Source organism: Micromonospora sp. CNZ280, assembly GCF_011759515.1.
Genome location: NZ_JAAOYP010000001.1, coordinates 543,816 through 570,512, shown reverse-complemented (window position 1 = coordinate 570,512; position 26,697 = coordinate 543,816). Strand labels below are relative to the sequence as shown.

Here is a 26,697-nt window from a genome sequence, read left to right as displayed (position 1 = left end):
GCGTTGCGTGTGTCGAGCACGTTGACGCAGCCGGACCGAGGTTCGAGGGGGCAACCGTGACCACGACGCAGAACAGCCGACCCGCGCCCGACGGGGCCGGCCCCGACCAGCCCACCCCCGCCGACGGCGTGACCACGCCCGGTGTCGCCGGGCCGCTGCCGACCGAGGCGGGCCAGGTCTCCGAAAAGGAGGCGCGCCAGGTCGCCGAGGCCGCCCGGGAGTCCACCTGGGACCGTCCCAGCTTCGGCAAGGAACTCTTCCTCGGCCGGTTCCGGCTGGACCTGATCAATCCCTGGCCGCGTACGGATCCGGCGGACTCCGCGCGGGCCGACGAGTTCCTCGGCCAGCTCCGCGAGTTCCTCACCACCGAGGTGGACGGCGCCGCGATCGAGCGTGACGCGTCCATCCCGGACGGGGTCTTCCACGGGCTGGCCCGACTGGGCGCCTTCGGCATGAAGATCGACCGTTCGTACGGCGGGCTGGGGCTGAGCAACCTGCACTACTGCCGCGCCCTGATGCTGGCCGGCTCCGTGAGCCCGGCGATCGGGGCGCTGCTCTCGGCGCACCAGTCGATCGGGGTGCCGCAGCCGCTGAAGATGTTCGGCACCGCCGAGCAGAAGCAGCGCTTCCTGCCCCGGCTCGCCGCCGGCGAGGTCTCCGCGTTCCTGCTCACCGAGCCGGACGTCGGCTCCGATCCGGCCCGGCTGGCCACCACCGCCGAGCCCACCGAGGACGGCACCGGCTACCGGCTCAACGGCGTGAAGCTGTGGGCCACCAACGGCACGGTAGCCACCCTGCTCGTGGTGATGGCCCGGGTACCGGCCGCCGAGGGGCGGCGCGGCGGCATCACCGCGTTCGTGGTCGAGGGGGACACCGAGGGCATCACCATCGAACGGCGCAACGCCTTCCTCGGCCTGCGCGGCCTGGAGAACAGCGTCACCCGGTTCCACGACGTCTTCGTGCCGAAGGAGAACGTGATCGGTGGCGAGGGCAAGGGGTTGAAGATCGCCCTGACCACCCTGAACACCGGTCGGCTGTCGCTGCCCGCGATGTGCGTCGGCGCCGGCAAGTGGGCGCTGCACGTGGCCCGCGGCTGGGCCGCCGAGCGGGTGCAGTGGGGCCGGCCGGTCGGCGAGCACGAGGCGGTCGCGCAGAAGCTCTCCTTCATGGCCGCCACCACGTACGGCATGGAGACCATGCTCGACCTGTGCTGCCTGCTGGCCGACGACGACCGCAACGACATCCGGATCGAGGCGGCGCTGGTCAAGCTCTACGCCAGCGAGATGGCCTGGCGGATCGCCGACGACCTGATCCAGATCCGGGGTGGCCGCGGCTACGAGACGGCCGAGTCGCTGGCCGCCCGGGGCGAGCGGCCGGCCGCTGTCGAGCAGCTGCTGCGTGACCTGCGGATCAACCGGATCTTCGAGGGCTCCACCGAGATCATGCACCTGCTGATCGCCCGGGAGGCGGTCGACGCCCACCTCTCCGTCGCCGGGGACATCATCGACCCGGACGCCGGGCTCGGCCGCAAGGCGCGGGCGGGCGCCCGGGCCGGGGCCTTCTACGCGAGGTGGCTGCCCACCCTCGCCGTCGGTCGGGGCCAGACCCCCGGGGCGTACGCCGAGTTCGGGCTGCTCGCCAAGCACCTGCGGCACGTGGAGCGCTACTCCCGCAAGCTGGCCCGCTCGACGTTCTACGCGATGTCCCGCTGGCAGGGCCGGATGGAACGCAAGCAGGCGTTCCTCGGCCGGGTGGTGGACATCGGCGCCGAACTGTTCGCGATGTCCGCGGTCTGCGTCCGGGCGTACGCCGAGCGGGACGCCCGGCCGGAGAACGTGGAGCTGGCCGACCTGTTCTGCCGGCAGGCCCGGGTCCGGGTCGACGCGCTCTTCACCGCGCTGTGGGACAACACCGACTCGGTCGACGCCGCCGCGGTGAAGCGGATCCTCGACGGCCGCTACGCCGACCTGGAGTCCGGTGTCATCACCCCGGCCGACGACCTGCCCTGGGTGGCCCGCTGGTCGCCCGGCCCGTCCACCGCCACCGACGTCCGCCGCCGGGTACCGCCGCCGCGCTGAGGCCGGCGGACCGTCCCACCCGGCCCGCGCCCCGACCGTCCGCGTCGGGGCGCGCGCCCTCGGTCGTTCGCTCCGTCGCCTGCTGGCGCCGCCTCGGCCGGCCGAGGCGGACATGCAGGCGGCGACGACGCCTCGGGCGTGTCGCCACTGCCAGGCAGTACCAGCACGAAGCTTGATACCTCTGAGTCATTTTGATGACTCAGAGGTATCAAGCTTCGTCGCGATGGTGCCCGGCCACTGGCTGGTGCCGCGGCTTCCAGCCGCCGGCTGGTGCTATTCGATCGTGACCGACGGCTCCGACTGCGGCCGAGGGGCCGGGCAGCGAGCGCCGGGATACCGAAGGCCAGGGGCCGAGGGGTCCTCGTGCGCCCGGGACCGTGGGCCGGGAGGCGCGGGCCGGGGCCGTGGGCCGGGAAGCGCGGGCAGATGGCCGGTGCCGGGCGGAAGGCCGGCGGGTAGGAGCTGGGAGGCGTCGGCCGGATCGGGCCGGGCGGCGCGATCGGGGGCGGCGGTCGGGACCGGGGTCAGCGGGCGACGGCCCAGGCCAGGATCGCCGCGAGGATCAGCCCGTTCAGCACGGCCAGGCCCAGGTACGCCGCGGGCGGGATCTTGCGACCCTTGCGGACGAAGTTGACCAGGACGGCGGCGTACGCGAGCAGCAGGACGGCGATGACGACCAGGAAGTAGAACACCCGATGACCTTAGCGGCCCCCGCGCAGGCCGAGTTGGCGCAGCTCCAGTGCGGCCAGCGCGTCGACCGTGGCGTCGTCGCCGCGCCGCCACGCCTCGGCCACGTCCGGCGCGATCCGGGTCAGCCGGCCCAGCGGTTGGGTGGCCAGCGCGCGCAGGGCCAGCAGGTCCCGGCCGGCGGGGGCGGCGGCCAGCTTCGCGGCGGACCCGGCGCGGCGCATCCAGCGCACCCGCAGCGGCAGCCAGCCGAAGAGCACCAGACCGAGCGGGAAGACGAGCACCGCGACGGCGAGGGCCAGGGCCAGCTGGTCGACCAGCTCCTGCTGGTCCCGGCCGGCCTCGGCCAGTGACCGGGCGGCACCGGCGGCCCGCTCGAACGGCGCGGTCAGCTCGTCGCCGACCAGCGGCACCCGGCCGACCTTGCCGCCCGCCTCGGCCAGGTTGTCGGCCAGCCCGCCGCCGGCCCCTTCCAGCTTCTGCCCGGGTACGGCGAGCTTCTGCACCAAATCGTGCAGCCACAGCGCGCCGCGCACCGCGGCGTACACCCAGACGACGACGAGCAGGTCGGTGATCAGCTGACGGACGGCGACGGGGAAGCGATCAGCGTAGATCTTCACGCCGGACAGCGTGCCACGGCCGGCCCTCGGCGGCATCCCGCCGGCGCGGCCCGGACAGCGCTCAGCCGGCGCAGGCCGGGCAGGTGCCGAAGATCTCCAGGGTGTGGCTGACGTCGGCGTAGCCGTGCTGGGCGGCCACCCGCTCGGCCCAGCTCTCCACCGCCGGGCCGGCCACCTCGACCGTCCGGCCGCAGGCCCGGCAGACCAGATGGTGGTGGTGCCCCTCGCTGCACCGGCGGTAGAGGTGCTCGCCGCCGGGCGGCCGCATCACGTCGATCTCGCCCGCGTCGGCCAGCCCCTGCAACGTCCGGTAGACCGTGGTCAGCCCGACCCGCTCGCCGCGCTGGCGCAGCATGGCGTGCAGGTCCTGCGCGCTGTGGAAGCCCTCCACCTCGGCCAGCAGGGCGCTGACCGCGGAGCGTTGGCGGGTGTTGCGGACCGCCGCGCCGCTGCTCATGATCCCTCCCCGGCATGGCTGACCGCGTCCGCCACGATGTGCGCCACATGCTCGTCGACCAGCGTGTACGCGATCTCCCGGCCGCGCCGGGAGCCGCGCACCACGCCCGCGCCGCGCAGCACCCGCAGGTGCTGGGAGACCAGCGGCTGCGCGACGCCGAGCTTCTCGACCAGCTCGTGCACGCAGCGCTCGCCCGCGGCGAGCTCGCTGACGATGGCCAGCCGGATCGGCGCCGACAGGGCGCGCAGCAGTTCACTCGCGCCCTCGTAGGCGTCGTAGCCTGACCCGCTGCTCACCGGATAACGGTAACCAATCGCGCCGACCTGGCGCTGCACCGGCTCAGTGGAGCACCACCTCGTGCGGCTCGGGCACCGGCTCGGGCGCCGGCGTGCGCCGCCGGCGCAGCGCGCGCCAGGCGGCCCCGACCACGGCGACCACGCCGAACGAGGCGATCGCCAGCAGCACCACCGAGGCGCCGGGAGCGGTGTCGGCGGTGGCCGCCACCCAGACGCCCGCGCCGGCGGCGAACAGGCCGAGCGCCATCGCCGCCGTCATGGTGCTGCGGAAGCCCTTGGTGACCTGCTGCGCCGTGGCCACCGGCACGACCATCAACGCGCTGATCAGCAGTACGCCGACCGCCCGCATGGCGATGGTCACGGTCACCGCGGTGGTGACCGCGATGAGCAGGTTGAGGGTGCGGACGGGCAGGCCGGAGACCCGGGCGTACTCCTCGTCGTGACTGACCGCGAAGAGTGCCGGGCGCAGCGCCAGCATGGTGACCAGGATCGCGACCCCCAGCACGGCGATGGTGGTGAGGTCGGCCGGGGAGATGGTGGTCAGCGAGCCGAACAGGTAGGCGTTGAGGTTGGCGCTGGTGCTGTCGGAGAGGCCGACCAGCATCACGCCGCCGGCGATGCCGCCGTAGAAGAGCAGCGCCAGGGCAAGGTCGCCGGAGGTGCGCCCGCGGGAGCGGACCACCTCGATGGTGATCGCGCCGATGGTCGCCGCGATCACCGCGACGAGCACCGGGGAGCGATTGAGCAGCAGGCCGGCGCCGACGCCGGTGAGCGCCACGTGGCCCACCCCGTCGCCGATCAGCGCCAGCCGGCGCTGCACCAGGTAGATGCCGAGCGCCGGGGCGGCCAGCCCGATGATCAGCGCGCCGATCAGGGCGCGCTGCATGTAGGGGTACTGGAAGAGTTCCATGGTCAGCTGCTCCAGAGCCCGGCGGGCTCGTCGGGACCGTGCGGATGCACGTGGTCGTGGTCGGGCTCGGCGTGGTGGCCGGCCGGCTCGGGCACCGCCCCGTCGTGGCAGATGCCGCCCTCGTGCACGACCACCGCGCGACTGATCAACGGGCGCAGCGGGCCGAGTTCGTGCGCCACCAGCAGCACCGTCCCGCCGCCGGCGACGAAGTCGCGCAGCGCCGCGGCGAACGCCTCCTGGCTGTGCGCGTCCACCCCGGCGGTGGGCTCGTCGAGCACCAGCAGCTCGGGGCGGCCGGCCAGCGCCCGGGCGATGAGGGTGCGCTGCTGCTGCCCGCCGGAGAGGGTGGCGACCGGGTCCCTGGCCCGGTCGGCGAGCCCGACGGCGGCCAGCGCCGCGTCGACGGCGGCCCGGTCGGCCGCGCCCGGCGGGCGCAGCACCCCGCGCCGGGCGAGCCGGCCTGAGGCCACCACCTCGCGCACCGTGGCCGGTACGCCGCCGCCGGCGCCGAGGCGCTGCGGGACGTACCCGATCCGGTGCCACTGCCGGAACCGCCGCAGCGGGCGGCCGAAGAGGGTGACCGACCCGGCGCTGAGCGGGACCAGCCCGAGCACGGCGCGGATCAGCGTGGACTTGCCGGAGCCGTTGGAACCCAGCACGGCGACCACCTCGCCGGCGGCCACGGTCAGCGAGACGTCCCGCAGCACGGGGCGGCCGTCGTAGCCGACCGCCCCGTGCGTGACGGAGATGACAGGTGCGCTCACGAGCAGCTCAACGCCGTCCGGAGGGTCTCCAGGTTGGTACGCATCACCGAAAGGTAGTCCCCGCCGTTGTCGGCCGACAGGCCTTCCAGCGGGTCCAGCACGGCGGTGCGGGCGCCGACCTCGGCGGCGATGGTCTCGGCCACCTTCGGGCTGACCAGCGTCTCGAAGAAGATGGTGGTGGCGCCGTGCTCGCGGGCCTCCTCGGCGACCTCGGCCAGCCGCTGCGGGGCGGGCTCGACCTCCGGGCTGAGCCCGGTGAGGCCGATCTGCTCCAGCTTGTAGCGCTCGGCCAGGTAGCCGAAGGCGGTGTGGCTGACCACGATCTCCCGGCGCTGGCAGGTCTTCAGCCCCTCGGTGTACTCGGCGTCCAGCTTCTTCAGCTCGGCGCGGAGCGTCGCGGCCCGGGCGGTGTAGTCGGCGGCCCGGTCCGGGTCGGCCTGGCCGAACCGCTCGGCGAGCCGGTCGGCCACGGCGGCCAGCCGGGTCGGGTCGAGCCAGAGGTGCGGGTCCTTGCCACCGGCCTCGTCGGCGTGCCCGGCCTCCTCACCCTCGTGCTCGTGCCCGCCGGCGCTGGCGTCGAGCAGCGGCTGCACGGTGGCCACGTCGAAGGAGCGGTCGGCGGCGTTCTGCGCGACCGCCTCGTCCACGGCCGGCTGGAAGCCCTTGAGGTAGACCACCAGCTCCGCCTCGGTGACCTGGCCCACCTGGCGCGGGTTGAGTTCCAGGTCGTGCGGCTCGGCGCCCGGTTTGACCAGGTTGCTGACCGCGACCGCGTCTCCGCCCACTCGCTCGGCGACGAACTGCATCGGGTAGAAGGCGGCCACCACGTCGACCCGCTGCGGGTCGGCGCCGGTCGCGCCGTCGTCGGAGCAGGCGGCCACGCCGCCGAGGGCGAGCAGGGCGGCGGTGGCCGTGGCCAGGGAGCGTGGAGCGGTGCGGAGGTTCATGACGTCAACTGTCCGCGCGAACGATAATGATTGTCAAAAACGCATGATTGCATGTCAGAGCAGCTTCACCAGCCCCGCGGAGATCAGCAGGGTGAGCACCAGCAGCCGGATCACCCGGGTCTGCGGGGTCTGCACCGGCCAGGTGGTGACCAGCAGCGCGGCCACGCCGGCGGCCAGCAGCAGGGTGAGCAGCCCGCCCGCCACACCCGGGGTGAAGAAGGCCACCAGCACCAGCACCAGCGTGACCAGGAACACCGTCGTCGGGTTCGCCCGGGCCAGCCGGCCCGGCAGGGAGCTCTGCGTACGCTGCATCCCACAGACTCTACGAGGAGGTGGCCGGTGCTGGTGACCAACCGGTTCGTGGTCGAGGTCGATGTCGCGGAGGAGTTCACCGAGCGGGCGCACGCCGCCCTCGCGGCGCTCGCCGCCCGACCCGGCTACCTGCGCGGCCAGTTGGTCCGGGCGCTGGACGACCCGCGGCACTGGTGCCTGGTGACCGAGTGGGAGTCGGTGGGCACCTACCGGCGCGCCCTGGGCGGCTTCGACGTCAAGGTCACCGCCGTCCCGCTGCTCGCCGAGAGCCTGGACGAGCCGTCCGCGTACGAGGCGCTGGCCACCGCCGCCCCCGGTGGCGAGGTGGTGGTCGCGGCGAGCGATCGGGCCGCTGGTCCTTACCGCTGAGCCGGCGGGCACTACCCTGCTCCTATGACCGCTCCCGGACCGGCAGCCGCCTCGCCGTACCCCCAGCTGCCCGGCCACGAGGGTGCTCGGCCGCCCGCGGTGCCCGGGCCGCCGGCGGAGCCGGGCGCGCCCACGCCACCGCAGGGGCCCGGGGTGGCCCCGCCGTTCGCCGCGCCGCCGACCGAGGGTCGGCGCACCCGGCTCTGGCTCGGCCTCGGCGCCGGGGCGCTGGCGGTGCTGATCTGCTGCGGCGGTGGTGGCGCGGCGGTTGTCGGGCTGGCGGTCAGCGGGGTGCAGGCGATCGAGGAGCAGGGCCGCACCGTCTCCGGCGACTACTACCAGGCGCTGGTGGAGCGGAAGTTCGGCCAGGCGTACGACCAGCTCTGCGACGACGCCCAGCGGCGCGAGTCGCGGCGGGAGTTCGAGCGGCGGGTGGCCGCCGAGCCGCAGGTCGCCGCGTACCGGGTCGGCGAGGTCGACACCACCAGCCTGACCGTGCCGGTCGACGTGACCTTCACCGGCGGTCGGCAGGAACGCCAGCAGGTGATCCTCGGGCAGGACCGGCAGACCGGTGGCCTGGAGGTCTGCGGGGTCAACTGACCCGCGCCCGGTATTCTGCTGGGCTCGGGACCCTGCTGGCCGTACCGTTGTCCCGAACTGTTCGTTCCGTCCACATCACGTCCCCGCCGACCGCCAGCCGGCGTAGGAGGAAACATGCCAGCCGACCGTATCGACGCCGTCGTCAGCCTCGCCAAGCGCCGGGGCTTCGTCTTCCCCTCCAGCGAGATCTACGGAGGCACCCGGTCGGCCTGGGACTACGGTCCGCTCGGCGTCGAACTCAAGGAGAACGTCCGCCGGCAGTGGTGGAAGACCATGGTCCAGCAGCGCGACGACGTGGTCGGCCTGGACTCCGCGGTGATCCTGGCCCGCGACGTCTGGGCCGCCTCCGGCCACCTGGACGCCTTCGTCGACCCGCTGACCGAGTGCCAGTTCTGCCACAAGCGGTTCCGGGCCGACCACCTCGAGGAGGCGTACGCCGAGAAGCACGGCAAGCCGCTGGCGTCACTGGCCGAGCTGAACTGCCCCAACTGCGGCAACAAGGGCACCTTCACCGAGCCGAAGATGTTCAACGGTCTGATGAAGACCTTCCTGGGCCCGGTGGAGAGCGACGAAGGGCTGCACTACCTGCGCCCGGAGACCGCCCAGGGCATCTTCGTCAACTACAAGAACGTCGAGACGGTGGCCCGCAAGAAGCCGCCGTTCGGCATCGCGCAGACCGGCAAGTCGTTCCGCAACGAGATCACCCCTGGCAACTTCATCTTCCGCACCCGCGAGTTCGAGCAGATGGAGATGGAGTTCTTCGTCGAGCCGGGCACCGACGAGCAGTGGCACGAGTACTGGCTGCGGGAGCGCTGGAACTGGTACCTCGACCTCGGCCTGTCGGAGAACAACCTGCGCTTCTACGAGCACCCGAAGGAGAAGCTCTCGCACTACTCGAAGCGGACGGTGGACATCGAGTACCGCTTCCAGTTCGGCGGCACCGAGTTCGCCGAGCTGGAGGGCATCGCCAACCGCACCGACTTCGACCTCTCCACGCACAGCAAGCACTCCGGCGTCGACCTGTCCTACTTCGACCAGACCAAGGGCGAGCGCTGGGTGCCGTACGTCATCGAGCCGGCCGCCGGCCTCACCCGGGCGGTGCTGGCCTTCCTGCTGGAGGCGTACGACGAGGACGAGGCACCGAACACCAAGGGCGGCGTGGACAAGCGGACCGTGATGCGGTTCGACCCGCGGCTGGCCCCGGTCAAGGTGGCGGTGCTGCCGCTGTCTCGCAACGAGGCGCTCTCGCCGAAGGCCAAGGAGCTGGCCGCCACGCTGCGCAAGCGCTGGGTGGTGGAGTTCGACGACTCGCAGGCGATCGGCCGCCGCTACCGCCGGCAGGACGAGATCGGCACTCCGTTCTGCGTGACCGTCGACTTCGACACCCTCGACGACAACGCGGTGACCGTGCGCAACCGGGACACCATGGCCCAGGAGCGGATCTCGCTGGACCAGGTCGAGCGCTACCTGATCGAGCGCCTGCCCGGCTGCTGAGCCACGACCGCGCCGGCCCCGCCCCGATTCCGGGGCGGGGCCGTCCGCGTTCTTCGCCCCGTCCGCGAGCACTTTCCGGGTGATACGGACCAATCGCCTGATCGGCCGAGTCAGCGGCCACCTGGTGGTTGAGCGGCTCATGATCTCGTGCGAGCATTCCCCGCGTTGAATCTCGTCACGGGGGTGTGCATGACGCGCGCGTCGCAGGACCACAACCACGACCCGAACCGCCGGCGGCTGCTGCGCCGGGCGGCCACGGTCGCCGCCACCACGGCCGGCGCGGGTGTCGCCGCCGCGGTCGGCCTGCCCGGCACGGCCCAGGCCGCCCCGGGCGACAACCTCGTCATGGGTACGACGAACGACGCCGGCCCGGCCACCACCACGCTGAACGGCGCCTACCCGACGTTGACGCTGAAGAACAGCGCCGGCGCGCCGCTGCGGCTGGTGCCCGGCGACGCCATCTACCCGCAGGTGCTGGACGCTCCCGTCGGCACCCTGGCGGTCGACAACCAGGGCGACCTGTTCGTCCGGGCCGGTACCGTGGGTCAGGAGACGAACGGCTGGGCCTGGACCACCGAGTGGGCCACGACGTCCGTCGCGGTGCGGCCGACCCGGGTGCTCGACACCCGCGACGTCAACCTCCGCCGCAACATCGTCTCCGGCTCGCTGGACTCGCTCGGGCGGGTCCAGCCCGGCGTACCGATCGTCCTCGCCCTCGACTCCTACGTCCGCGACGGCTACGCCCTCAAGGGAAACGTCACCGTGGTCGGGATGACGGGCGCCGGCTTCCTCACCGTCTGGGGGGCTGGCGCCAAACCGGCCACCTCCACCGTGAACTGGTCGGCCGCCGGCACCATCCTGTCCAATTTCCTCTTCACCGAGTTGGGTGCCACCGGGGCCTACCGCAGTGTCATCACCATCCAGGCGGCCGCGTCGCCGACGCACGTGATCGTCGACCTGACCAGCCTGCTGGTCGGCCACCCGAGCCAGGTCCTGGCGCCCCAGGCGTAGTCGACCGGCCGGTCACCCGTCCAGTTTCCGATCTTCACCGTCCGACCGACCCACGGGGGAACGAGATGTCCTCGACCGAACCCGACCGTTCCGCGTCACGGCGCACGCTGCTGCGCCGCGCGGCCGTCACCGGTGGCGCCGCGGTCGCCGCGACCGCGGTGACCGCCGCCCCGGCCTCCGCCGCCCCCGGTGACCCCGTCGTCATCGGCCTGCCCAACTCGGGTGGCCCGACCACGGTGACGAGCGCCGCTCCGGCCGGGGGTGCGACCCTGGCGCTGCAGAACGCCACCGGCGCGACCCTCCACATCGAGAAGGGCTCCAGCTACACGTCACCGGCGCCCACCGGCGCCCTCTTCGCCGAAGGGACGGCGCTGGGCGTCTCCAACGGCAACGGCGCCTACTCCGCGTTCAGCACGGCCAACGCGACAATGCTGGTGCCGGTGCCGCCCACCCGCATCCTGGACACCCGCAGCGCCGCCGGCCGGGCCCGACTGGTCGAGGGCGCGGGCCGGATCGACGCGCAGGGCCGGGCGGTCGCCGACAGCTTCCTGGTCGTGCACCTGCAGGGCATCGCCGAGTACGCCGACGGGATGCTGGGCAACATCACCGTCGCCAAGACCGAGAAGGCCGGCTTCGTCACCGTCTACGGCCGGGGCGACCGCCCGAACGCCTCCACCATCAACTGGTGGAGCGCCGGGCAGTTGCTCTCCAACGGCGTGATCACCCAGCTCGGCGCGTACGAGACCGCCAACGGTGACTACTACCCGGACGTCGTCGGCATCTACGTGCCGAAGGCGAGCGCCACCGCGCTGATCCTCGACGTGACCGGGCTGCTGGTCTTCCACCCCGACTCGGCGGTCATCAACAGCCCCAAGACGGCCGGGGCGCGGATCGCCGGCGACGGTAACCGGGGCGTGCGGGCACAGGCGATCAAGGAGGCCGCCGAGCGCGGTGACCGGGCGGTGCACACCGGTGCGTGACCACGGAACCCAGGAGAGCAGCATGACCACCGACGAGAACTCGACCACCCGCCGCCGGATCATCAGGGCCGGCGTCGCCGCGGGTGCCGGCGTCGGCGCGGCGGCCGTCGTCGCCTCCCCGGCCAGCGCGGCGCCCGGCGATCCGGTCATCCTCGGCCAGGTCAACGACGCCGGAGCGGCCGAGACGGTGCTCGTCGGCGGCTCGTCGGCCAACCCGACCCTGACGGTGCAGGGCACCTCGCCGAAGCTGGTGTTGGCCCCGACGCCGGAGGCGAACATCCCCCAGCAGCTGCCCACCGGGTCGCTCGCCGTCACCCCCGTCGCCGACCTGGTGATCGGCGGCCGCGGCGGCACCCGGGCGTACGTCAACACCACCCGGTGGGCGAACCGGACGATGGCCGTTCCGCCCCAGCGGATCATGGACACCCGATACCTGAGCACCTACTCCGGGAACCTGCTCCACGGTGCCGCCAACGTCGAGTCCGGGAAGTTGAAGGCGAAGACCTTCATGCACCTGACGCTGAAGAACGTGTCGCCGGTGGCGGGGGAGAAGGCTGTCTCCGCGTACATCAACATCACCGTGGCCGGCACCGTCGCGGGGGGCTTCCTCGCCGCGTACAGCTCGGGGCTGAACACGATCCCGGAGACTTCGTCGCTGAACTGGTGGGGGCCGAACCAGATCCTCTCCAATCTGGTCGAGGTGCAGCTCGGCAGCTACAACGGCAACCCGTTCAGCTTCGCGATCTACGTCAACAGCCCGGCCTCGGTGATCGTGGACGTCTCCGGGCTGACGCTGGCAGCCCCGGGCCGATACTGACCGACCGGTTCCGGTCGCCGCCGCGGTGCGAGTTCGCTCACCATCGCGGCGGCGACCGGCCACCGGCGCCGGGCCGCCCCGGCCGGCGTGGGATTCTTGGGTACGTGACCAGTCCCGCCGTACCCGCACTCCGCCCGCTCACCCTCGGGCGGCACCAGGTGTGGCCGCCGGTGGTGCTCGCCCCGATGGCCGGCATCACGAATGTCGGCTTCCGCCAGCTCTGCCGGGAGCAGGGCGGCGGCATCTACGTCTGCGAGATGATCACCACCGTCGCGCTGGTGGAGCGGAACCCGAAGACGCTGCGGATGATCGCCTTCGGCCCGGACGAGCGGCCGCGCAGCCTCCAGCTCTACGGCACCGACCCGGAGACCACCGCCGCCGCGGTGCGGATCGTGGTCGAGAAGGACCTCGCGGACCACATCGACCTGAACTTCGGCTGCCCGGTACCGAAGGTCACCCGCAAGGGCGGGGGCGCCGCGCTGCCCTGGCGGCGCCGGCTCTTCGCCCGGCTGGTGCGGGCCGCGGTGGACGCCGCGTCACCCGCCGGGGTGCCGGTCACGGTCAAGATGCGCAAGGGCATCGACGACGACCACCTGACGTACGTCGAGGCGGGGCTGGCCGCCCAGGACGCCGGCGTGGCCGCGGTGGCCCTGCACGGGCGTACGGCCGCGCAGCGCTACTCGGGCACCGCCGACTGGGACGCCATCGCCACCTTGAAGCAGGCGCTGGACGTGCCGGTGCTCGGCAACGGCGACATCTGGGAGGCCGACGACGCGCTGCGGATGGTGGCGCACACCGGCGTGGACGGGGTGGTGATCGGCCGGGGCTGCCTGGGCCGGCCGTGGCTCTTCGCCGACCTGGAGGCCGCGTTCGACGGCCGGCCCGAGCGGCGGCTGCCCACCCTCGGCGAGGTGGCCGCGACCATGCGCCGGCACGCCGAGCTGCTGGTCGAGCAGTTCAGCGCCGGGGCGCGTACGCCGGCGCGGGGCGAGCGGGACGGCTGCACCGACTTCCGCAAGCATGTCGCCTGGTACCTCAAGGGCTTCCCGGTCGGCAGCGAGCTGCGCCGGGAACTCGCGATGATCGACAGCCTGGCCCAGCTCGACGACCTGCTGGGCAAGCTGGACCCGACCGAGCCGTTCCCGGTCGCCACGCTGGGCCAGCCGCGCGGTCGGACCAACTCGCCCGGCAAGGTGTTCCTGCCCGACGGGTGGCTGGCCAGTCGGGACGACGACACCGTCCCCGAGGGGGCCGAGCTGGACGACTCCGGCGGCTGAGCCGACGCGCTCCGCGCGCTGGGCCCGTCCCTCCCGCGCGCTGGCGCGGGCTGCTGCGCCCGGCCCTCGGATACGACGAAGGGCCGCCCCCGGGTGGGGGTCGGCCCTTCGATCGTTGTTCGGTTGGGTCAGGCGGTGTAGCCGCGGGTGGCGATCCAGTCGGCCAGCGCCTCGGTGGTGATCCAGTAGGAGGCGGTGTCCGGGTTGGCCGAGTCGGCGATCTTCACCGTCTCACCGCCGTCGCGGTACCCGACGACGCTGATGTAGTGCCCGCCCTCGAAGGAGTGCACGCCGCCGTCGGTGTCGGTGGCGGTGCCGGCGATGTTGGCGACCACGGCGCGGCCCTCGTCGACGGCCTTGACGATGTCGGCGCGCAGCTTGTCGGTCTGCTTCTCATCAGCCAGGCCGCCGGGGATCTCGACGCTGCGGTAGACGTCCTTACCGGTCTCCTTGTTCAGCACCGGGGTGATGTCGTTGATGGAGTCGGTGCCGGCCTCGGTGGTGCCCATCTCCTCGGCCACGGCGTCCATGTCGATCTCCTTGCCCTGCACGCTCAGCGCGTTGCGGGCAGCGGCGGGACCGCAGTAGTAGAAGTTCGGCTGGGCCTCGTAGCGCACGCCCAGTTCCCGCTCGCCGTGCTTGCGGTCGGTGGTCACCGACGTCGAGGGCTGCTGCTCGGCGATGGCGTAGGCGGCGGTGATCGGGCCGGCGATGGCGCCGCCCGCGAAGGCGAGGCCAGCAGCGGTCAGAGCGGTCTTACGCAGCATGTCGGTACGCATGATGATCACAAGCCCTTTCGATCGGGGGACGCGGTACGCACCAGGGGTGCGGTGGGCCGCGGATCAGGGAAAGGTCGGGCAAGAGGGATTCGTCGCTCCCGGCGGCCGGGTATGCCATGTTCAACGACCCCGGCCCGCCACCGATTCCACCCCCAGCGTGGCCCCGCCCACCCCACACCAACCCCCCGAAACCCCGCACCCGGCGCGTCACCGGACACCCGTGGGTCAATGCGCAGGGGTGCCAGGGCGTCGCGGGATGCCAGCGCCGACCAATCGCCCGACAAGCGTGATGACTCACCGGCATTTTTATGACTCTGAGGTATCACGCCGGTGCGGAACTGCCCGCTCCGGCCACGACACGCCCGAGCCGGCTGCCGCGGTGAGGTCGGCGGCTGGTTCGATGCCGGCCGGGAATCAGACGGACGGGGCGGTGGCCGGTGCGTCGTCGGGGCCGGGCTGGGTCGGGATCGCGGGCCGCGAACCCGCAGGCATCGGAGCCGCCACCGGGGCCTCCGTCGGCCAGGAAACCTCGGGCGAGCGGTGGAAGGTGATGCCGGCGGTGGTCCAGCGAGGGCCGTGCCCGGCCAGCCGGTCGCGGAACCGGTCCCAGTCGTGCGTGGCGCGCGGCGACCAGGCCAGCTCGGCGAGGGCGGGGAGCCGGGGGAAGAGCATGAACTCGATCTCGGGCAGCGAGGTCACCGACTCGGTCCAGAGCGGCGCCTCGACGCCCAGCACCGCCGCCTCCGGCACGCCCGCCACGTGCGCGCCCGGATCCCACTCGTACGACCGCCGCAGGTCGATCAGGCCGGCCCAGTCGTGCCCGATCGGGGTGTCGGGGGCGTACTTCATGTCCAGGTAGGCGTGGTTGCCGGGGGAGAGGAGCAGCCGGGCGCCCCGGCGTACCGCCTCGGCGGTGGTCGGGTCGTCGGCGTCGGTGCCCCACCACTGGAGCACCCGGCCGTCGACGTGCCCGGCCGGCGCGAGCTGGTGCCAGCCGACCACGGTCTTGCCGAGGCCGGCGACGATCCGCTGCACCCGCTCGACGAAGCCGGTGTACGCCTCCCCCTTCACCTTGAACGCCTCGTCCCCGCCGACGTGCAGCCACGGGCCCGGCGTCATCGCGGCCACCTCGGCGAGCACGTCGGTGACGAAGTCGTACGTGCGCTCGCTGGCCGGGTCGACGTAGCTGAAGCCGACCTCGGTGCCGGTGTACGGCGTCGGCAGGGTCCCCGCCGCGGCCAGTTCGGGGTACGCGACCAGCGCGGCGTTGGTGTGCCCGGGCAGGTCGATCTCGGGCACCACCGTGATGTGCCGCTCGGCCGCGTACGCGACGATCCGCTGGTAGTCGGCCTTCGTGTAGTGCCCGCCGGGGCCGTCGCCCACCTCGCCGACCCCGCCGACGGCGGCCAGCCGCGGCCAGGAGTCGACCGCGATCCGCCAGCCCTGGTCGTCGGTGAGGTGCAGGTGCAGGTGGTTGAGCTTGTACCGGGACAGGTGGTCGACCACCCGCAGCACGTCCTCGACGCCGAAGAAGTGCCGGGCCACGTCGAGCATCGCGCCCCGGTACGCGAACCGCGGCCGGTCGGTGATCGACCCGCCGGGCAGCGCCCAGCGCTCGGCGACCGGGGTGCGGCTCTCGACCGCTGCCGGCAGCAGCTGGCGCAGCGTCTGCACGCCGTGCAGCAGTCCGGCCGGTCCGGCCGCCGCGATGCGTACGCCTGTGGGGGTGATGTCCAGCCGGTAGCCCTCCGGGCCGAGGGTCTCGTCGTCGACCAGCACCAGCGCGATGCCGCCGGCCGGCTCGGGCCGGGCGGCGTCGGTGACCGGCAGCGGATAGCCGGTGGCCGGGCGGAGCAGCGCGGCCAGTTGTTCGGCGACGGCCAGCGCCGCCGGCCCGGTGCTGACCCGGATCACCGCGTCGGGGGCCAGCAGGTAGTCGGCGCCGGGGTCGGGCCGGACCTGCTCGGGGGCCGGCACCACGTCGCCGAGGCGGGCCGGGGCGGGCGGGGCGAGCAGGTCGCCGGCGGCGCGGGCGGCGGTGCGCGCCAGGTCGGCGGCGGCCGGCTCGCGCAGCGGCAGGCGGTCCTGGTCGGCGGCGGACTGCTGGCTCAGCGTCGGCCCGTCCTGGTCGGCGGCGGAGGGGAGGGTGGACACGGCAGCGGCTCCCGGGTGTATTCGCGGCGGTTATGGCAAAGGTGAAGTTCACCGAAACGCGTTCCGTCAAGGGTACGAGGGAGGCCGGGATTGCGTGATCGTGCGCGTGGAAGCGTTCCCAGAAACCGGCACGAACGCGGATAGTCGTGATGGCTGTGCCTATTGTCACCGAACGGTCCCAGCCCACCCGTTGTTCGCTTAGCCTTCGCCCACCGACTGGCGGGGCATCGGGATTACCGGCGCCTGGCCACGGGGTATGGGAGCAACTAAACCTTCGTTAAGTGTCGGACCGGCGCGCGTGGGAGGCTCTGGTGGCAGCGCAAGAGACGGCGGAACACAAGTACGTCTACGACTTCGCCGAGGGCAACAAGGACCTCAAGGACCTGCTCGGCGGCAAGGGGGCCAACCTGGCCGAGATGACCAACCTCGGCCTGCCGGTCCCGCCCGGTTTCACCATCACCACCGAGGCGTGCAAGGCCTACCTCGCCACCGGATCGGAGCCGGCCGGGCTGGCCGAGCAGATCGCCGCGCACCTGGCGGCGCTGGAGCGGGAGATGGGCCGGCGCCTCGGCGATCCGGAGGACCCGCTGCTGGTCTCGGTCCGCTCCGGCGCCAAGTTCTCGATGCCCGGCATGATGGAGACCGTCCTCAACGTCGGCCTCAACGACCGCAGCGTGGTCGGGCTGAGCGCGCAGGCCGGCGGGAACGACAGGTTCGCCTGGGACTCCTACCGCCGCCTGATCCAGATGTTCGGCAAGACCGTCTGCGACGTGCCGGGCGAGGAGTTCGAGCACGCGCTCGACGACGTCAAGCGGGCCAAGGGCACCACCAACGACCTGGACCTCGACGCGGACGACCTGCGCGGCCTGGTCGACGCGTACAAGAAGATCTTCAGCAAGCACACCGGGCGGGAGTTCCCGCAGGAGCCGCGCGAGCAGCTCGACCTGGCCATCCGCGCGGTGTTCGAGTCCTGGAACGCCGAACGCGCGGTGATCTACCGCCGGCAGGAGCGCATCCCGGCCGACCTCGGCACCGCTGTCAACGTGGTGGCGATGGTCTTCGGCAACCTGGGCGCCGACTCCGGCACCGGCGTCGCGTTCACCCGGGACCCGGCCAGCGGTGCGCAGGGCATCTACGGCGACTACCTGGCCAACGCGCAGGGCGAGGACGTGGTCGCCGGCATCCGCAACACCGTGCCGCTGCAGGAGCTGGAGCGGATCGACAAGAAGTCCTACGACGAGTTGCTCGACTACATGGCTCGGCTGGAGGGGCACTACAAGGACCTCTGCGACATCGAGTTCACCATCGAGCGCGGCAAGCTCTGGATGCTGCAGACCCGGGTCGGCAAGCGCACCGCCGCGGCCGCCTTCGTCATCGCCGGGCAGTTGGTGGACGAGGGCCTGATCGACCTGGACGAGGCGCTGCACCGGGTCAACGGCGCGCAGCTGGCCCAGCTCATGTTTCCCCGCTTCAAACTCGACCACGAGTTCCAGCCGGTGGCCAAGGGCATCGGGGCGTCGCCGGGCGCGGCCGTCGGCAAGGTGGTCTTCACCTCGGCCCGCGCGGTCGAACTGGCCGCCGAGGGTGAGTCGGTGATCCTGGTCCGCCGGGAGACCAACCCCGACGATCTCAACGGCATGATCGCCGCCAAGGGCATCCTCACCTCGCGCGGCGGCAAGACCAGCCACGCCGCCGTGGTGGCCCGGGGGATGGGCAAGACCTGCGTCTCCGGCGCCGACGAGCTGGACATCAACATCCCGCAGCGGAAGTTCACCGTGGCCGGGCAGACGGTGACCGAGGGTGATGTGGTCTCCATCGACGGCACCACCGGCAAGGTCTACCTCGGCGAGGTGCCGGTCATGCCGTCGGAGGTGGTGCAGTACTTCGAGGGCACCCTCGACCCGGAGCGGATCGACGACGCGCTGGTGCAGGCCGTACACCGGATCATGACCCATGCCGACGCCCGGCGGCGGCTGGCGGTGCGGACGAACGCCGACACCGGCGCGGACGCGGCGCGGGCGCGGCGTTTCGGCGCCCAGGGCATCGGTCTGTGCCGCACCGAGCACATGTTCCTCGGCGACCGCCGGGAGCTGGTCGAGCGGCTGATCCTCGCCGCCACCGATGCCGAGCGGGAGGACGCGCTCGCCGCGCTGCTGCCGTTGCAGCGCGAGGACTTCATCGAGATCTTCCGCGAGATGGACGGCCTGCCGGTCACCGTCCGGCTGATCGACCCGCCGCTGCACGAGTTCCTGCCCCCGCTGGAGCAGCTCGCGGTCAACGTGGCGGTCGCCCAGGAGCGCGGCGAGGACGTCGCCAAGGAGGAGGCCCTGCTCGCCGCCGTCCGGCGGATGCACGAGGAGAACCCGATGCTCGGCCTGCGCGGGGTCCGGCTCGGCCTGGTCATCCCCGGCCTGTTCGCCATGCAGGTCCGCGCCATCGCCGAGGCCGCCGTCGCGGTCACCCGCTCCGGCGGGTCGGCCTGCCCGGAGATCATGGTCCCGCTGGTCGGCGCGGTCCAGGAGCTGGAGACGGTACGCGCCGAGGCCGAGAAGATCATCGCCGAGGTGGTCGGGGACAGCGGCGTCGAGGTGCTGATCGGTACGATGATCGAGGTGCCCCGGGCGGCGCTGACCGCCGGGCAGATCGCCGAGGCGGCGCAGTTCTTCTCCTTCGGCACCAACGACCTGACCCAGATGGGCTGGGGCTTCTCCCGGGACGACGTCGAGGGCGCGTTCTTCTGGCGATACCTGGAGCTGGGCATCTTCGGCATCTCTCCGTTCGAGTCGATCGACCGGGAGGGCGTGGGCCGGCTGGTCCGGATCGCCGCCGAGGAGGGCCGGGCGGCCCGTCCGGAGCTGAAGCTCGGCGTCTGCGGCGAGCACGGCGGCGACCCCGAGTCGGTGCACTTCTTCCACGAGGTCGGGCTGGACTACGTCTCCTGCTCGCCGTTCCGGGTGCCGGTCGCCCGGCTGGAGGCCGGTCGGGCCGCCATCGAGACGACCGGCTCGGACAGCCGCTGACCAGCTGATCCGTACGCCCGGCGGCGGACCCGGTCCACGGGCCCGCCGCCGGTCGCGTCTCGGGGCCGGCGATCGTCGTGGACCGGCGGCGCGGCCGGCTCAGACGGGTGGGCGGCGCCAGCTGGCGTGCGGGTGCCGGGCGACCCGCCGGGTCGGCAGCGTGGTCCGGGTGGGGGTGCGGGTGGCGCGCGGGCCGTGGGTGGTCGGCAGCGCGGTGGCGCCGAGCGGACGCCGGTGCTCCAGCGCGGCACCGGCCCGGTGGGCGACCGCGCGGGCGTCGACGTGCAGCGCGGTGAGGTCGCCGGTGGCCTCGGTGACCAGGGTCAGCAGCGCGTCGGGGCCGGCCGGATAGGTCACCACGCAGCCGGCCGAGGTGTGTACCACGGACTCGCGGAACTCGCCCCGGCGTGCCGTGTCGGCCACCCGGCTGCCCAGGCCGAAGCTGGCCGCGGCCAGCGCCGCCAGGTGGGTGGCGTCCGTCGAGGGCAGGTCGCTGGAGATGAGCAGGCCGTCGGTGCCGGCGAGCACTGTGCCGGCGACCTCCGGGTGGCGCCGGCGCAGCCCCCGCAACTCCGTTCCCACCAGGTCCTCGTCCACGCGCGTCTCCCCCGTCGTGTCTCCGGTCGGTTGGTCACGTACCGCATCGGAGACGCTACCGGTGGCCGCCGTGATCCCGCGATCCCGTGACGGTCGGCGATCGGTTGACAACTCTCGTCTGATCGGGGGTTGCGGGCCGCCGGACCGGACGTCGCGGGCGCGCCGTCGCGGCCGTCCGGGCGTACGCTGATCGACATGAGCAGCGCCTGGGAGAGCCTGACCGTCGATGCCCGGGACCCGGCCCGACTCGCCCGCTGGTGGGCCGAGGCGCTGGGCTATCAGGTGGTCACCGAGAAGCCGGACGAGGTGGAGATCCGCCAGTCGGCCGACCGGCTGCCCGGCATCGTGTTCGTGCCGGTGCCCGACGGCAAGGACGGCAAGAACCGGCCGCACCTCGACCTGCGTCCCAGCGACCAGGAGGCCGAGGTCGAGCGGCTGGTGGACATGGGCGCCCGGCACGTGGACGTCGGGCAGGGCGACGTCGGGTGGACGGTGCTCGCCGACCCGGAGGGCAACGAGTTCTGCGTGCTGCGTGAGCGCGAGGAGTGAGCCGGTCTTGCGAGCCCCGCAGTCGCGAACAGGGGCATCCCGGCAGCGTGACTAGGCCGGTGGCCGGTTGACTGTCCAGCCCGAGCCCGGCCGGCCCGGGGCGGACAACCCGGCCGACGCCCGCCGCCGGGTCGAGGAGCCCCCGAAGGACTCCGGCTACGGCCGGTCGCCGTACGAGCGGGACCGCGCCCGGGTGCTGCACTCGGCGGCGTTCCGCCGGCTCGCCACGAAGACGCAGGTGCACACGGCCGGCACTGACGACTTCCTGCGTACCCGGCTGACCCACTCGCTGGAGGTCGCCCAGATCGCCCGTGAGATGGGCGCGCGGCTGGGCTGCGACCCCGACGTGGTGGACACCGCCGGGCTGGCCCACGACCTCGGCCACCCGCCGTTCGGGCACAACGGCGAGGCCGCGCTGGACCAGCTCGCCGCGGCCTGCGGCGGGTTCGAGGGCAACGCGCAGACGCTGCGGGTGCTGACCCGGCTGGAGGCCAAGGTGCTGGCCCCGGACGGGTCCTCCGCCGGGTTGAACCTGACCCGGGCCTCGCTCGACGCGGTCGCCAAGTACCCCTGGCCGCGCCGCCCGGGGCAGCGCAAGTTCGGCGTGTACGCCGACGACCGGCCGGTCTTCGACTGGCTGCGCGCCGGCGGCCCGGGCGGTGACCGGTGCTGCCTGGAGGCGCAGGTGATGGACTGGGCCGACGACGTGGCCTATTCGGTGCACGACGTGGAGGACGGCATCCACGGCGGCTACGTCACGCTGCACCCGCTGCTGACCGACCCGGACGAGCGGGCCGCCCTCTGCGCCGACGTCGCCGCCACCTACTCCGGCGAGTCCCCGGCCGACCTGGGCGAGGTGCTGGTCGACCTGCTCGCCGACCCGGTGCTCGCCCCGCTCGCCGGCTACGACGGCAGCCACCGCGCCCAGGCCGCGCTGAAGGCCACCACCAGCGTGTTGACCGGCCGCTTCGTCTCCGCCGCGGTGGCCGCCACGCAGGAGCGCTTCGGCGCCGGCCCGCACCGCCGGTACGCCGCCGACCTGGTGGTGCCGCGGTCGATCCGGGCCCGGTGCGCGCTGCTGAAGGGCATCGCGCTGCGGTACGTGCTGCGCCGGCCGGGTGCGCGGGGCCGGTACGAGCGGCAGCGGGAGGTGATCGCCGACCTGGTAGCGGTGCTGGCCGACCGGGCGCCGGCCGCGCTCGACCCGGTCTTCGCGCCGCTGTGGCGGGCCGCCCCGGACGACGCCGCCCGGCTGCGGGTGGTGGTCGACCAGGTGGCCTCGCTCACCGACCCGGCGGCGGTCGCCTGGCACACGCGGCTGGTGGGCGGTACCCCGGTCGGTGACGCGCCGAAGTTAGGCTAACCTAACTGGCATGACGGAGCGCGCCAAGAAGGTCACCACCGCCCGGGTGCTGCGTACCTCGCGGCCCACCCCGCACCTGATCCGCCTGGTGCTCGGTGGTGAGGAACTGGCCGGCCTGCCGGTGGGCGAGTTCACCGACCACTACATCAAGATCCTCTTCCCGGCGCCCGGGGTCGACCACCCCGACCCGGTGGACCTGGCCGCGATCCGTCGTGACCTGCCCCGCGAGCAGTGGCCCCGGCTGCGCGCGTACACGGTGCGGGCCTGGGACCCGCTGGCCGGTGAGCTGACCGTCGACGTGGTGCACCACGGCGACGAGGGGCTGGCCGGCCCGTGGGCGGCCGCGCTGCGCCCGGGCGACCCGGTGCGCTTCGTCGGCCCCGGCGGGGCGTACACCCCCGACCCGACCGCCGACTGGCACCTGCTGATCGGCGACGAGAGCGCGCTGCCGGCGATCGCCGCCGCCCTGGAGCGGCTGCCCGTCGGCGCCCCGGCCGTCGCGCTGGTCGAGATCGGCGACCCGGCCGACGAGCAGCCGCTGCTCAGCCCCGGCGCGGTACGGCTGTCCTGGCTGCACCGCGGCGACCGGCCGGTCGGCGAGGCGCTGCTGGCCGCGGTCCGCGAGCTGGAGTTTCCGCCCGGTGACGTGCACGCCTTCGTGCACGGCGAGGCGACGTGGGTCAAGGAGCTGCGCCGGCTGCTCCGGGTGGAGTGGGGCGTGGCCCGGGAGCGGCTCTCCATCTCCGGCTACTGGCGGCGCGGCATGGACGACGAGGGCTGGCGCTCGACCAAGCCCGAGTGGAACCGCCAGGTCGAGGCGGAGGAGTCCACCGCCCTCGCCACCTGACCCGCCACCCGGGGGCGACGGCACCGGCGACGGTGACGGTCGCCACGTGGACCCCGGCCGGGGAGTAGCTCCGGACGCGTCCGCGTGCCGATCGGCCGGACGCGTCCTTCCCCGTCGGGCCGGCGTGGCGGTCGGCGCCACACCGGGGCGTCCCCCGGCGGCGGAGCGTCGGTCCGGCAGGGCAGGATGTACGCCGAGGGGGTGGCGAGCATGGCTGGGCGGATCCGGGACGAGGACATCGCGCTGGTCCGCGAGCGCACCTCGATCGCGGACGTGATCTCCGAGACGGTGACCCTGAAGTCCGCCGGCGGCGGCAACCTCAAGGGCCTGTGCCCGTTCCACGACGAGAAGAGCCCCTCGTTCAACGTCTCGCCGGCCCGCAACGTCTGGTACTGCTTCGGCTGTGGCGCCGGTGGCGACGCGATCAAGTTCCTGATGGACGCCGAGCACCTGAGCTTCGTCGAGGCGGTCGAGCGGCTCGCCGCCCGGGCCGGCATCCAGCTGCGCTACGTCGAGGGCGACCAGGCCGCCCCGCGCGCCGCCCGGCCGCAGCACGGGCAGAAGCAGCGCCTGGTCGCCGCGCACGCCGTCGCCGTCGAGTTCTACCAGGCTCAGCTCGGCACTGCCGGGGCCCGGCCGGCCCGGGAGTTCCTCGCCCGCCGCGGCTTCGACAAGGCCGCCGCCGAGCGCTACGGGTGCGGGTTCGCCCCGGACGGCTGGGACCTGCTCACCAAGCACCTGCGCCAGCAGGGCTTCACGCACGACGAACTGGTCACCGCCGGGCTGTCCCGGCCGGCCCGCTCCGGCTCGCTGATCGACCGGTTCCGCCGCCGGTTGATGTGGCCGATCCGGGACATCACCGGTGACGTGATCGGTTTCGGCGCCCGGAAGCTCTTCGACGACGACGACGGCCCGAAGTACCTGAACACCCCCGAGACGCCGATCTACAAGAAGTCGCACGTCCTCTACGGCATCGACCAGGCCAAGCGCGAGATCGCCAAGCAGGGCAAGGTGGTCGTGGTCGAGGGCTACACCGACGTGATGGCCTGCCACCTGGCCGACGTGCCGACGGCGGTGGCGACCTGCGGCACCGCGTTCGGCGCCGACCACATCGCCGTGCTGCGCCGGGTGCTCTTCGACAGCGACGAACGAGCCGGCGAGATCATCTTCACCTTCGACGGGGACGCCGCCGGGCAGAAGGCCGCGCTGCGGGCGTTCGAGGACGACCAGCGCTTCGTCGGGCGTACGTTCATCGCGGTCAGCCCCGACAACATGGACCCGTGCGAGCTGCGGCTGGCCAAGGGCGACCTGGCGGTGCGCGACCTGGTCGCCCGCCGCGAGCCGCTGGTCGACTTCGCGCTGCGCCACGTGATCAGCCGGTACGACCTGGACACCGTCGACGGGCGGGTGGAGGCGATGCGCCGGGCCGCGCCCCTGGTCGCCAAGCTCAAGGACCGGGAGAAGCGCCCGGAGTACGTCCGCAAGCTCGCCGGCGACCTCGGCATGGAGATCGAGCCGGTGCAGCGGGCGGTGCTGGCCGCCGCCTCCGGCCAGCCCGGCCGCGAGGCCGGCCCCGCGCCGTCCCGGCCCGCCCGGCCCGAGCCGAGCGCGGACAGCCCGCAGTCGATGGTCGAGCGCGAGGCGCTCAAGCTCGCCCTCCAGGAGCCGGTGCTGGCCGGGCCGATGTTCGACGCGGTCGAGGCGGTGGAGTACCGCCACCCGGTGCACGCCGCGGTGCGCGCCGCCGTGGCGGCGGTCGGCGGGGCGTCGGCCGCAACCGGCGGCGCGGTCTGGATCGAGTCGGTCCGCGACGCCTGCGAGGACCTCGCCGCCCAGGCGCTCGTCGGCGAACTGGCCGTGGAGCCGCTGCGGATCGACGGCGAACCCGATCCGCGCTATGTCTCGGTCACCATGGCCCGGTTGCAGTGGGGCTCGGTGACCAGCCGGATCAAGGAACTCAAGTCGCGGATCCAGCGGATCAACCCGGTCAGCAACAAGGACGAGTACTTCGCGCTCTTCGGCGAGCTGCTCTCGCTGGAGCAGCACGCCCGGGCGCTGCGCGAGCAGGCCGCGGGAGGGCTGTGATGGGACTGTTCAACCGTAAGCCGAAGCTGCCGGCGCCCGCCCGCCCGCCGCTGGCCGCCGAGGAGCGGGTGCTGGCCTGGGCCGCCGCCGCCGGCAACGGCGAGGGTGACGGGGTGGTGGTGGCCAGCAACCTCGGGCTCTGGCTGCCCGGCCGGGGGCACCGGCTGGGTTGGCACGACGTCCTCAAGGCGGTCTGGTCCGGCCGCGAGCTGACCGTCACGCCGGCCGAGCGGGTCGCCGAGCGGGACGGCTACTCGGTGGTCGCCGACTGCCCGGCCGAGACGTACCTGCTGCTCGATCCGGGGGAACTGCCGCACCAGGTGCGGGCCCGGGTGACCCGCTCGGTGGCGTACACCCAGCACCACCCGCTGCCCGGCGGCGCCGGCCGGGTGGCCGCCCGCCGGGTGCCCGGCGTGGACGGCCTGACCTGGACGGTCCGGCTGGACCCCGGCACCCCGGCCGACGACGACGAAGTGCTCGCCGAGACCGACCGGCTGGTCGCCGCGGCCCGCGCCGCCACCGCACCCACCGACGCCTGACCGCGCCCGGGCCGGCGAAGCCGCTGGGTCGGGCGGTAAGCAGCGTCCCCGAATGGGCCCGGGCGGGAGCAATGTCCGAACCGGGCCCGGCGGGCGCGGTGTCCGCGCCGGGCCCGGCCGGGGTCAGTTGGCGCCCAGGTCGCGCAGCGCCTTGTCCGCGCCGCGGTGCAGCGGTACGGGGTCGGTCCGGCGGGCGGTCTCCAGGCTGATGCCCTTCGCGGCCGGGCTGGCCTGGGTCAGCGCGTCCTTGCGCTCGAACACCGTCCGGGTGATGGCGCAGGCCACGTTCGCGTCCAGGTCCTTGCGGACCAGCAGCACGTTCGGCACCACGATGGTCGGCGTGTCGGCCGCCAGGCCGTACGCGTCCTTGCCGATCGTGCCGGCCTGGTAGGCCGGGTTGATGTCGGCCAGCTTCGGCAGCAGCGGCGTGATGTCGATGAACTTCACCTGGTCCCGGGCGGTGGTGAAGAGGTCGGTCAGCCCGCCGGTGGGCACCCCGCCGGACCAGAAGAAGCCGTCGATGCTGCCGTCCTTGACGCCCTGCACCGTCTTGGCGAGGTCGAGCCGCTGCGCCTGGACGTCCTTGGCCGGATCCAGGCCGGCGGCCTCGAGCAGCCGGTTGGCGATCACCTCGGTGCCCGACTTGGGGGAGCCGGTGGAGATCCGCTTGCCGCGCATGTCCGCCACCGAGGTGATGCCCGCGTCGGCCCGCACCACGACCTGCGTGTAGTTGTCGTAGATCCGGGCGAGCGCCTCGACCGGCTGCGCGGCGGTGAAGCTGCCCTTGCCCTGCACCGCGTTGACGGCGGTGTCGAAGAGCGAGAAGGCGACGTCGTACTGGCCGGCGACCAGTTGTTCGATGTTCTGCACCGACGCGCCGGTCTCGGCGGCGGTGCCGGTCAGCTTGCCGCCGGTGGCGCCGGAGAGCTGGCCGGCCAGGGCGTTGCCGACCACGTAGTAGACGCCGGTCGCGTTGCCGGTCGCGATGCCGACCCGGGTGTCCGCGGTCACCTCGCAGGTGACCGCGCTGGCGGTGTCGTCCTTCGCCGCGCCGCCCTGCCGGCCGCCGCAGCCCGCGACGCCCGCCGCGGCGAGGGCGAGCACGCCCACCCCCGCCAGCAGCCGAATCCTGGTCCCGCTCACTG

26 protein-coding genes are annotated in these 26,697 nt (G+C 73.3%); 14 read left to right on the top strand and 12 right to left on the bottom strand.

Translation table 11 applies throughout. The features are described from left to right. Window positions 1–56: 56 nt before the first annotated feature. Window positions 57–2,078, top strand: coding sequence for an acyl-CoA dehydrogenase family protein (locus FHX32_RS02650; protein WP_167179151.1), 2,022 nt, complete (start codon window positions 57–59; stop codon window positions 2,076–2,078). Between the two features lie 524 nt (window positions 2,079–2,602). Here the strand turns inward: FHX32_RS02650 and FHX32_RS02645 are convergent. From FHX32_RS02645 to FHX32_RS02610, 8 genes are all read right to left on the bottom strand, one after another. Beyond that, a complete protein-coding gene (locus tag FHX32_RS02645) occupies window positions 2,603–2,770 on the bottom strand; it encodes a hypothetical protein (RefSeq protein ID WP_167179148.1) in 168 nt (55 codons plus the stop codon). A 9-nt stretch (window positions 2,771–2,779) separates the two neighbouring features. Then, window positions 2,780–3,385: a hypothetical protein gene (locus FHX32_RS02640; protein WP_167179146.1), complete on the bottom strand. Its 606-nt coding sequence runs from the start codon at window positions 3,383–3,385 to the stop codon at window positions 2,780–2,782. Window positions 3,386–3,446: 61 nt separating this feature from the next. Beyond that, window positions 3,447–3,842, bottom strand: coding sequence for a Fur family transcriptional regulator (locus tag FHX32_RS02635; RefSeq protein ID WP_167179144.1), 396 nt, complete (start codon window positions 3,840–3,842; stop codon window positions 3,447–3,449). Next, the gene (locus FHX32_RS02630; RefSeq protein WP_088992447.1) at window positions 3,839–4,138 is read right to left on the bottom strand and encodes an ArsR/SmtB family transcription factor; all 300 of its coding nucleotides are present in this window, start codon (window positions 4,136–4,138) and stop codon (window positions 3,839–3,841) included. Before FHX32_RS02630 ends, FHX32_RS02635 begins: the two co-directional genes overlap by 4 nt. A 43-nt stretch (window positions 4,139–4,181) precedes the next feature. After that, a complete protein-coding gene (locus FHX32_RS02625) occupies window positions 4,182–5,048 on the bottom strand; it encodes a metal ABC transporter permease (protein WP_167179142.1) in 867 nt (288 codons plus the stop codon). Window positions 5,049–5,050: 2 nt separating this feature from the next. Next, window positions 5,051–5,812, bottom strand: a complete 762-nt coding sequence (locus FHX32_RS02620; RefSeq protein ID WP_167179140.1) for a metal ABC transporter ATP-binding protein — start codon at window positions 5,810–5,812, stop codon at window positions 5,051–5,053. Beyond that, window positions 5,809–6,759, bottom strand: a complete 951-nt coding sequence (locus FHX32_RS02615) for a metal ABC transporter substrate-binding protein (RefSeq protein ID WP_167179138.1) — start codon at window positions 6,757–6,759, stop codon at window positions 5,809–5,811. The genes FHX32_RS02620 and FHX32_RS02615 overlap by 4 nt, the downstream gene beginning before the upstream one ends. 54 nt (window positions 6,760–6,813) lie before the next feature. Then, complete coding sequence (locus FHX32_RS02610; protein WP_167179137.1) at window positions 6,814–7,071, bottom strand: hypothetical protein; 258 nt, start codon at window positions 7,069–7,071, stop codon at window positions 6,814–6,816. A gap of 27 nt (window positions 7,072–7,098) precedes the next feature. Between FHX32_RS02610 and FHX32_RS02605 the strand changes: the two genes are divergently transcribed. From FHX32_RS02605 to dusB, 7 genes are all read left to right on the top strand, one after another. Next, the gene (locus FHX32_RS02605; protein ID WP_167179135.1) at window positions 7,099–7,440 is read left to right on the top strand and encodes an antibiotic biosynthesis monooxygenase; all 342 of its coding nucleotides are present in this window, start codon (window positions 7,099–7,101) and stop codon (window positions 7,438–7,440) included. Window positions 7,441–7,464: 24 nt separating this feature from the next. Then, window positions 7,465–8,040 (top strand): Rv0361 family membrane protein, encoded by a 576-nt coding sequence (locus FHX32_RS02600; protein WP_208417916.1) that lies wholly within the window; start codon window positions 7,465–7,467, stop codon window positions 8,038–8,040. A 114-nt stretch (window positions 8,041–8,154) separates the two neighbouring features. Next, complete coding sequence (locus FHX32_RS02595; protein WP_167179133.1) at window positions 8,155–9,534, top strand: glycine--tRNA ligase; 1,380 nt, start codon at window positions 8,155–8,157, stop codon at window positions 9,532–9,534. Window positions 9,535–9,723: 189 nt separating this feature from the next. Beyond that, window positions 9,724–10,545: a hypothetical protein gene (locus FHX32_RS02590; RefSeq protein ID WP_167179131.1), complete on the top strand. Its 822-nt coding sequence runs from the start codon at window positions 9,724–9,726 to the stop codon at window positions 10,543–10,545. 65 nt (window positions 10,546–10,610) lie between these two features. After that, window positions 10,611–11,525, top strand: a complete 915-nt coding sequence (locus tag FHX32_RS02585; protein ID WP_167179129.1) for a hypothetical protein — start codon at window positions 10,611–10,613, stop codon at window positions 11,523–11,525. 22 nt (window positions 11,526–11,547) lie between these two features. Beyond that, complete coding sequence (locus FHX32_RS02580; protein WP_167179127.1) at window positions 11,548–12,342, top strand: hypothetical protein; 795 nt, start codon at window positions 11,548–11,550, stop codon at window positions 12,340–12,342. Window positions 12,343–12,446: 104 nt separating this feature from the next. Beyond that, the gene (gene dusB / locus FHX32_RS02575; RefSeq protein ID WP_167179125.1) at window positions 12,447–13,619 is read left to right on the top strand and encodes a tRNA dihydrouridine synthase DusB; all 1,173 of its coding nucleotides are present in this window, start codon (window positions 12,447–12,449) and stop codon (window positions 13,617–13,619) included. Window positions 13,620–13,747: 128 nt separating this feature from the next. Here dusB and FHX32_RS02570 read toward each other — a convergent pair whose 3' ends face one another. Continuing rightward, on the bottom strand, window positions 13,748–14,398 hold the full coding sequence (locus FHX32_RS02570; protein ID WP_167179123.1) for a C39 family peptidase: 651 nt from the start codon (window positions 14,396–14,398) through the stop codon (window positions 13,748–13,750). 414 nt (window positions 14,399–14,812) lie between these two features. Then, entirely contained in the window at window positions 14,813–16,552 is a 1,740-nt protein-coding gene (locus FHX32_RS02565; protein ID WP_486480881.1) for a beta-N-acetylhexosaminidase, read from the bottom strand. Between the two features lie 311 nt (window positions 16,553–16,863). Between FHX32_RS02565 and ppdK the strand changes: the two genes are divergently transcribed. Beyond that, complete coding sequence (gene ppdK / locus FHX32_RS02560) at window positions 16,864–19,572, top strand: pyruvate, phosphate dikinase (protein WP_167179121.1); 2,709 nt, start codon at window positions 16,864–16,866, stop codon at window positions 19,570–19,572. A gap of 99 nt (window positions 19,573–19,671) precedes the next feature. On the opposite strand, the gene FHX32_RS02555 is transcribed toward ppdK, so the two are convergent. Next, window positions 19,672–20,169: a roadblock/LC7 domain-containing protein gene (locus FHX32_RS02555; RefSeq protein WP_167179119.1), complete on the bottom strand. Its 498-nt coding sequence runs from the start codon at window positions 20,167–20,169 to the stop codon at window positions 19,672–19,674. Window positions 20,170–20,364: 195 nt separating this feature from the next. Between FHX32_RS02555 and FHX32_RS02550 the strand changes: the two genes are divergently transcribed. The 5 genes from FHX32_RS02550 to FHX32_RS02530 all read left to right on the top strand — a co-directional run bounded on the left by FHX32_RS02550 (window position 20,365) and on the right by FHX32_RS02530 (window position 25,552). Continuing rightward, complete coding sequence (locus tag FHX32_RS02550) at window positions 20,365–20,718, top strand: VOC family protein (RefSeq protein WP_167179117.1); 354 nt, start codon at window positions 20,365–20,367, stop codon at window positions 20,716–20,718. A 67-nt stretch (window positions 20,719–20,785) separates the two neighbouring features. Further along, entirely contained in the window at window positions 20,786–22,081 is a 1,296-nt protein-coding gene (locus FHX32_RS02545) for a deoxyguanosinetriphosphate triphosphohydrolase (RefSeq protein ID WP_167179115.1), read from the top strand. Window positions 22,082–22,091: 10 nt separating this feature from the next. Continuing rightward, window positions 22,092–22,928, top strand: coding sequence for a siderophore-interacting protein (locus FHX32_RS02540; RefSeq protein WP_167179113.1), 837 nt, complete (start codon window positions 22,092–22,094; stop codon window positions 22,926–22,928). 186 nt (window positions 22,929–23,114) lie between these two features. Next, entirely contained in the window at window positions 23,115–25,013 is a 1,899-nt protein-coding gene (gene dnaG, locus FHX32_RS02535; RefSeq protein ID WP_167179111.1) for a DNA primase, read from the top strand. Continuing rightward, window positions 25,013–25,552: a hypothetical protein gene (locus tag FHX32_RS02530; protein ID WP_167179109.1), complete on the top strand. Its 540-nt coding sequence runs from the start codon at window positions 25,013–25,015 to the stop codon at window positions 25,550–25,552. Before dnaG ends, FHX32_RS02530 begins: the two co-directional genes overlap by 1 nt. Before the next feature lie 123 nt (window positions 25,553–25,675). Here FHX32_RS02530 and FHX32_RS02525 read toward each other — a convergent pair whose 3' ends face one another. Next, window positions 25,676–26,695 (bottom strand): TAXI family TRAP transporter solute-binding subunit, encoded by a 1,020-nt coding sequence (locus tag FHX32_RS02525; RefSeq protein ID WP_486480880.1) that lies wholly within the window; start codon window positions 26,693–26,695, stop codon window positions 25,676–25,678. Window positions 26,696–26,697: the final 2 nt, after the last annotated feature.

Bases quoted from the DNA above. Each gene is read 5' to 3' on its own strand.
- FHX32_RS02635 (WP_167179144.1), bottom strand. From the start codon at position 3,842: ATGAGCAGCGGCGCGGCGGTCCGCAACACCCGCCAACGCTCCGCGGTC.
- FHX32_RS02625 (WP_167179142.1), bottom strand. From the start codon at position 5,048: ATGGAACTCTTCCAGTACCCCTACATGCAGCGCGCCCTGATCGGCGCG.
- FHX32_RS02615 (WP_167179138.1), bottom strand. From the start codon at position 6,759: ATGAACCTCCGCACCGCTCCACGCTCCCTGGCCACGGCCACCGCCGCC.
- FHX32_RS02610 (WP_167179137.1), bottom strand. From the start codon at position 7,071: ATGCAGCGTACGCAGAGCTCCCTGCCGGGCCGGCTGGCCCGGGCGAAC.
- FHX32_RS02600 (WP_208417916.1), top strand. From the start codon at position 7,465: ATGACCGCTCCCGGACCGGCAGCCGCCTCGCCGTACCCCCAGCTGCCC.
- FHX32_RS02595 (WP_167179133.1), top strand. From the start codon at position 8,155: ATGCCAGCCGACCGTATCGACGCCGTCGTCAGCCTCGCCAAGCGCCGG.
- FHX32_RS02590 (WP_167179131.1), top strand. From the start codon at position 9,724: ATGACGCGCGCGTCGCAGGACCACAACCACGACCCGAACCGCCGGCGG.
- FHX32_RS02585 (WP_167179129.1), top strand. From the start codon at position 10,611: ATGTCCTCGACCGAACCCGACCGTTCCGCGTCACGGCGCACGCTGCTG.
- FHX32_RS02580 (WP_167179127.1), top strand. From the start codon at position 11,548: ATGACCACCGACGAGAACTCGACCACCCGCCGCCGGATCATCAGGGCC.
- FHX32_RS02570 (WP_167179123.1), bottom strand. From the start codon at position 14,398: ATGCGTACCGACATGCTGCGTAAGACCGCTCTGACCGCTGCTGGCCTC.
- FHX32_RS02550 (WP_167179117.1), top strand. From the start codon at position 20,365: ATGAGCAGCGCCTGGGAGAGCCTGACCGTCGATGCCCGGGACCCGGCC.
- FHX32_RS02540 (WP_167179113.1), top strand. From the start codon at position 22,092: ATGACGGAGCGCGCCAAGAAGGTCACCACCGCCCGGGTGCTGCGTACC.
- dnaG (WP_167179111.1), top strand. From the start codon at position 23,115: ATGTACGCCGAGGGGGTGGCGAGCATGGCTGGGCGGATCCGGGACGAG.
- FHX32_RS02530 (WP_167179109.1), top strand. From the start codon at position 25,013: ATGGGACTGTTCAACCGTAAGCCGAAGCTGCCGGCGCCCGCCCGCCCG.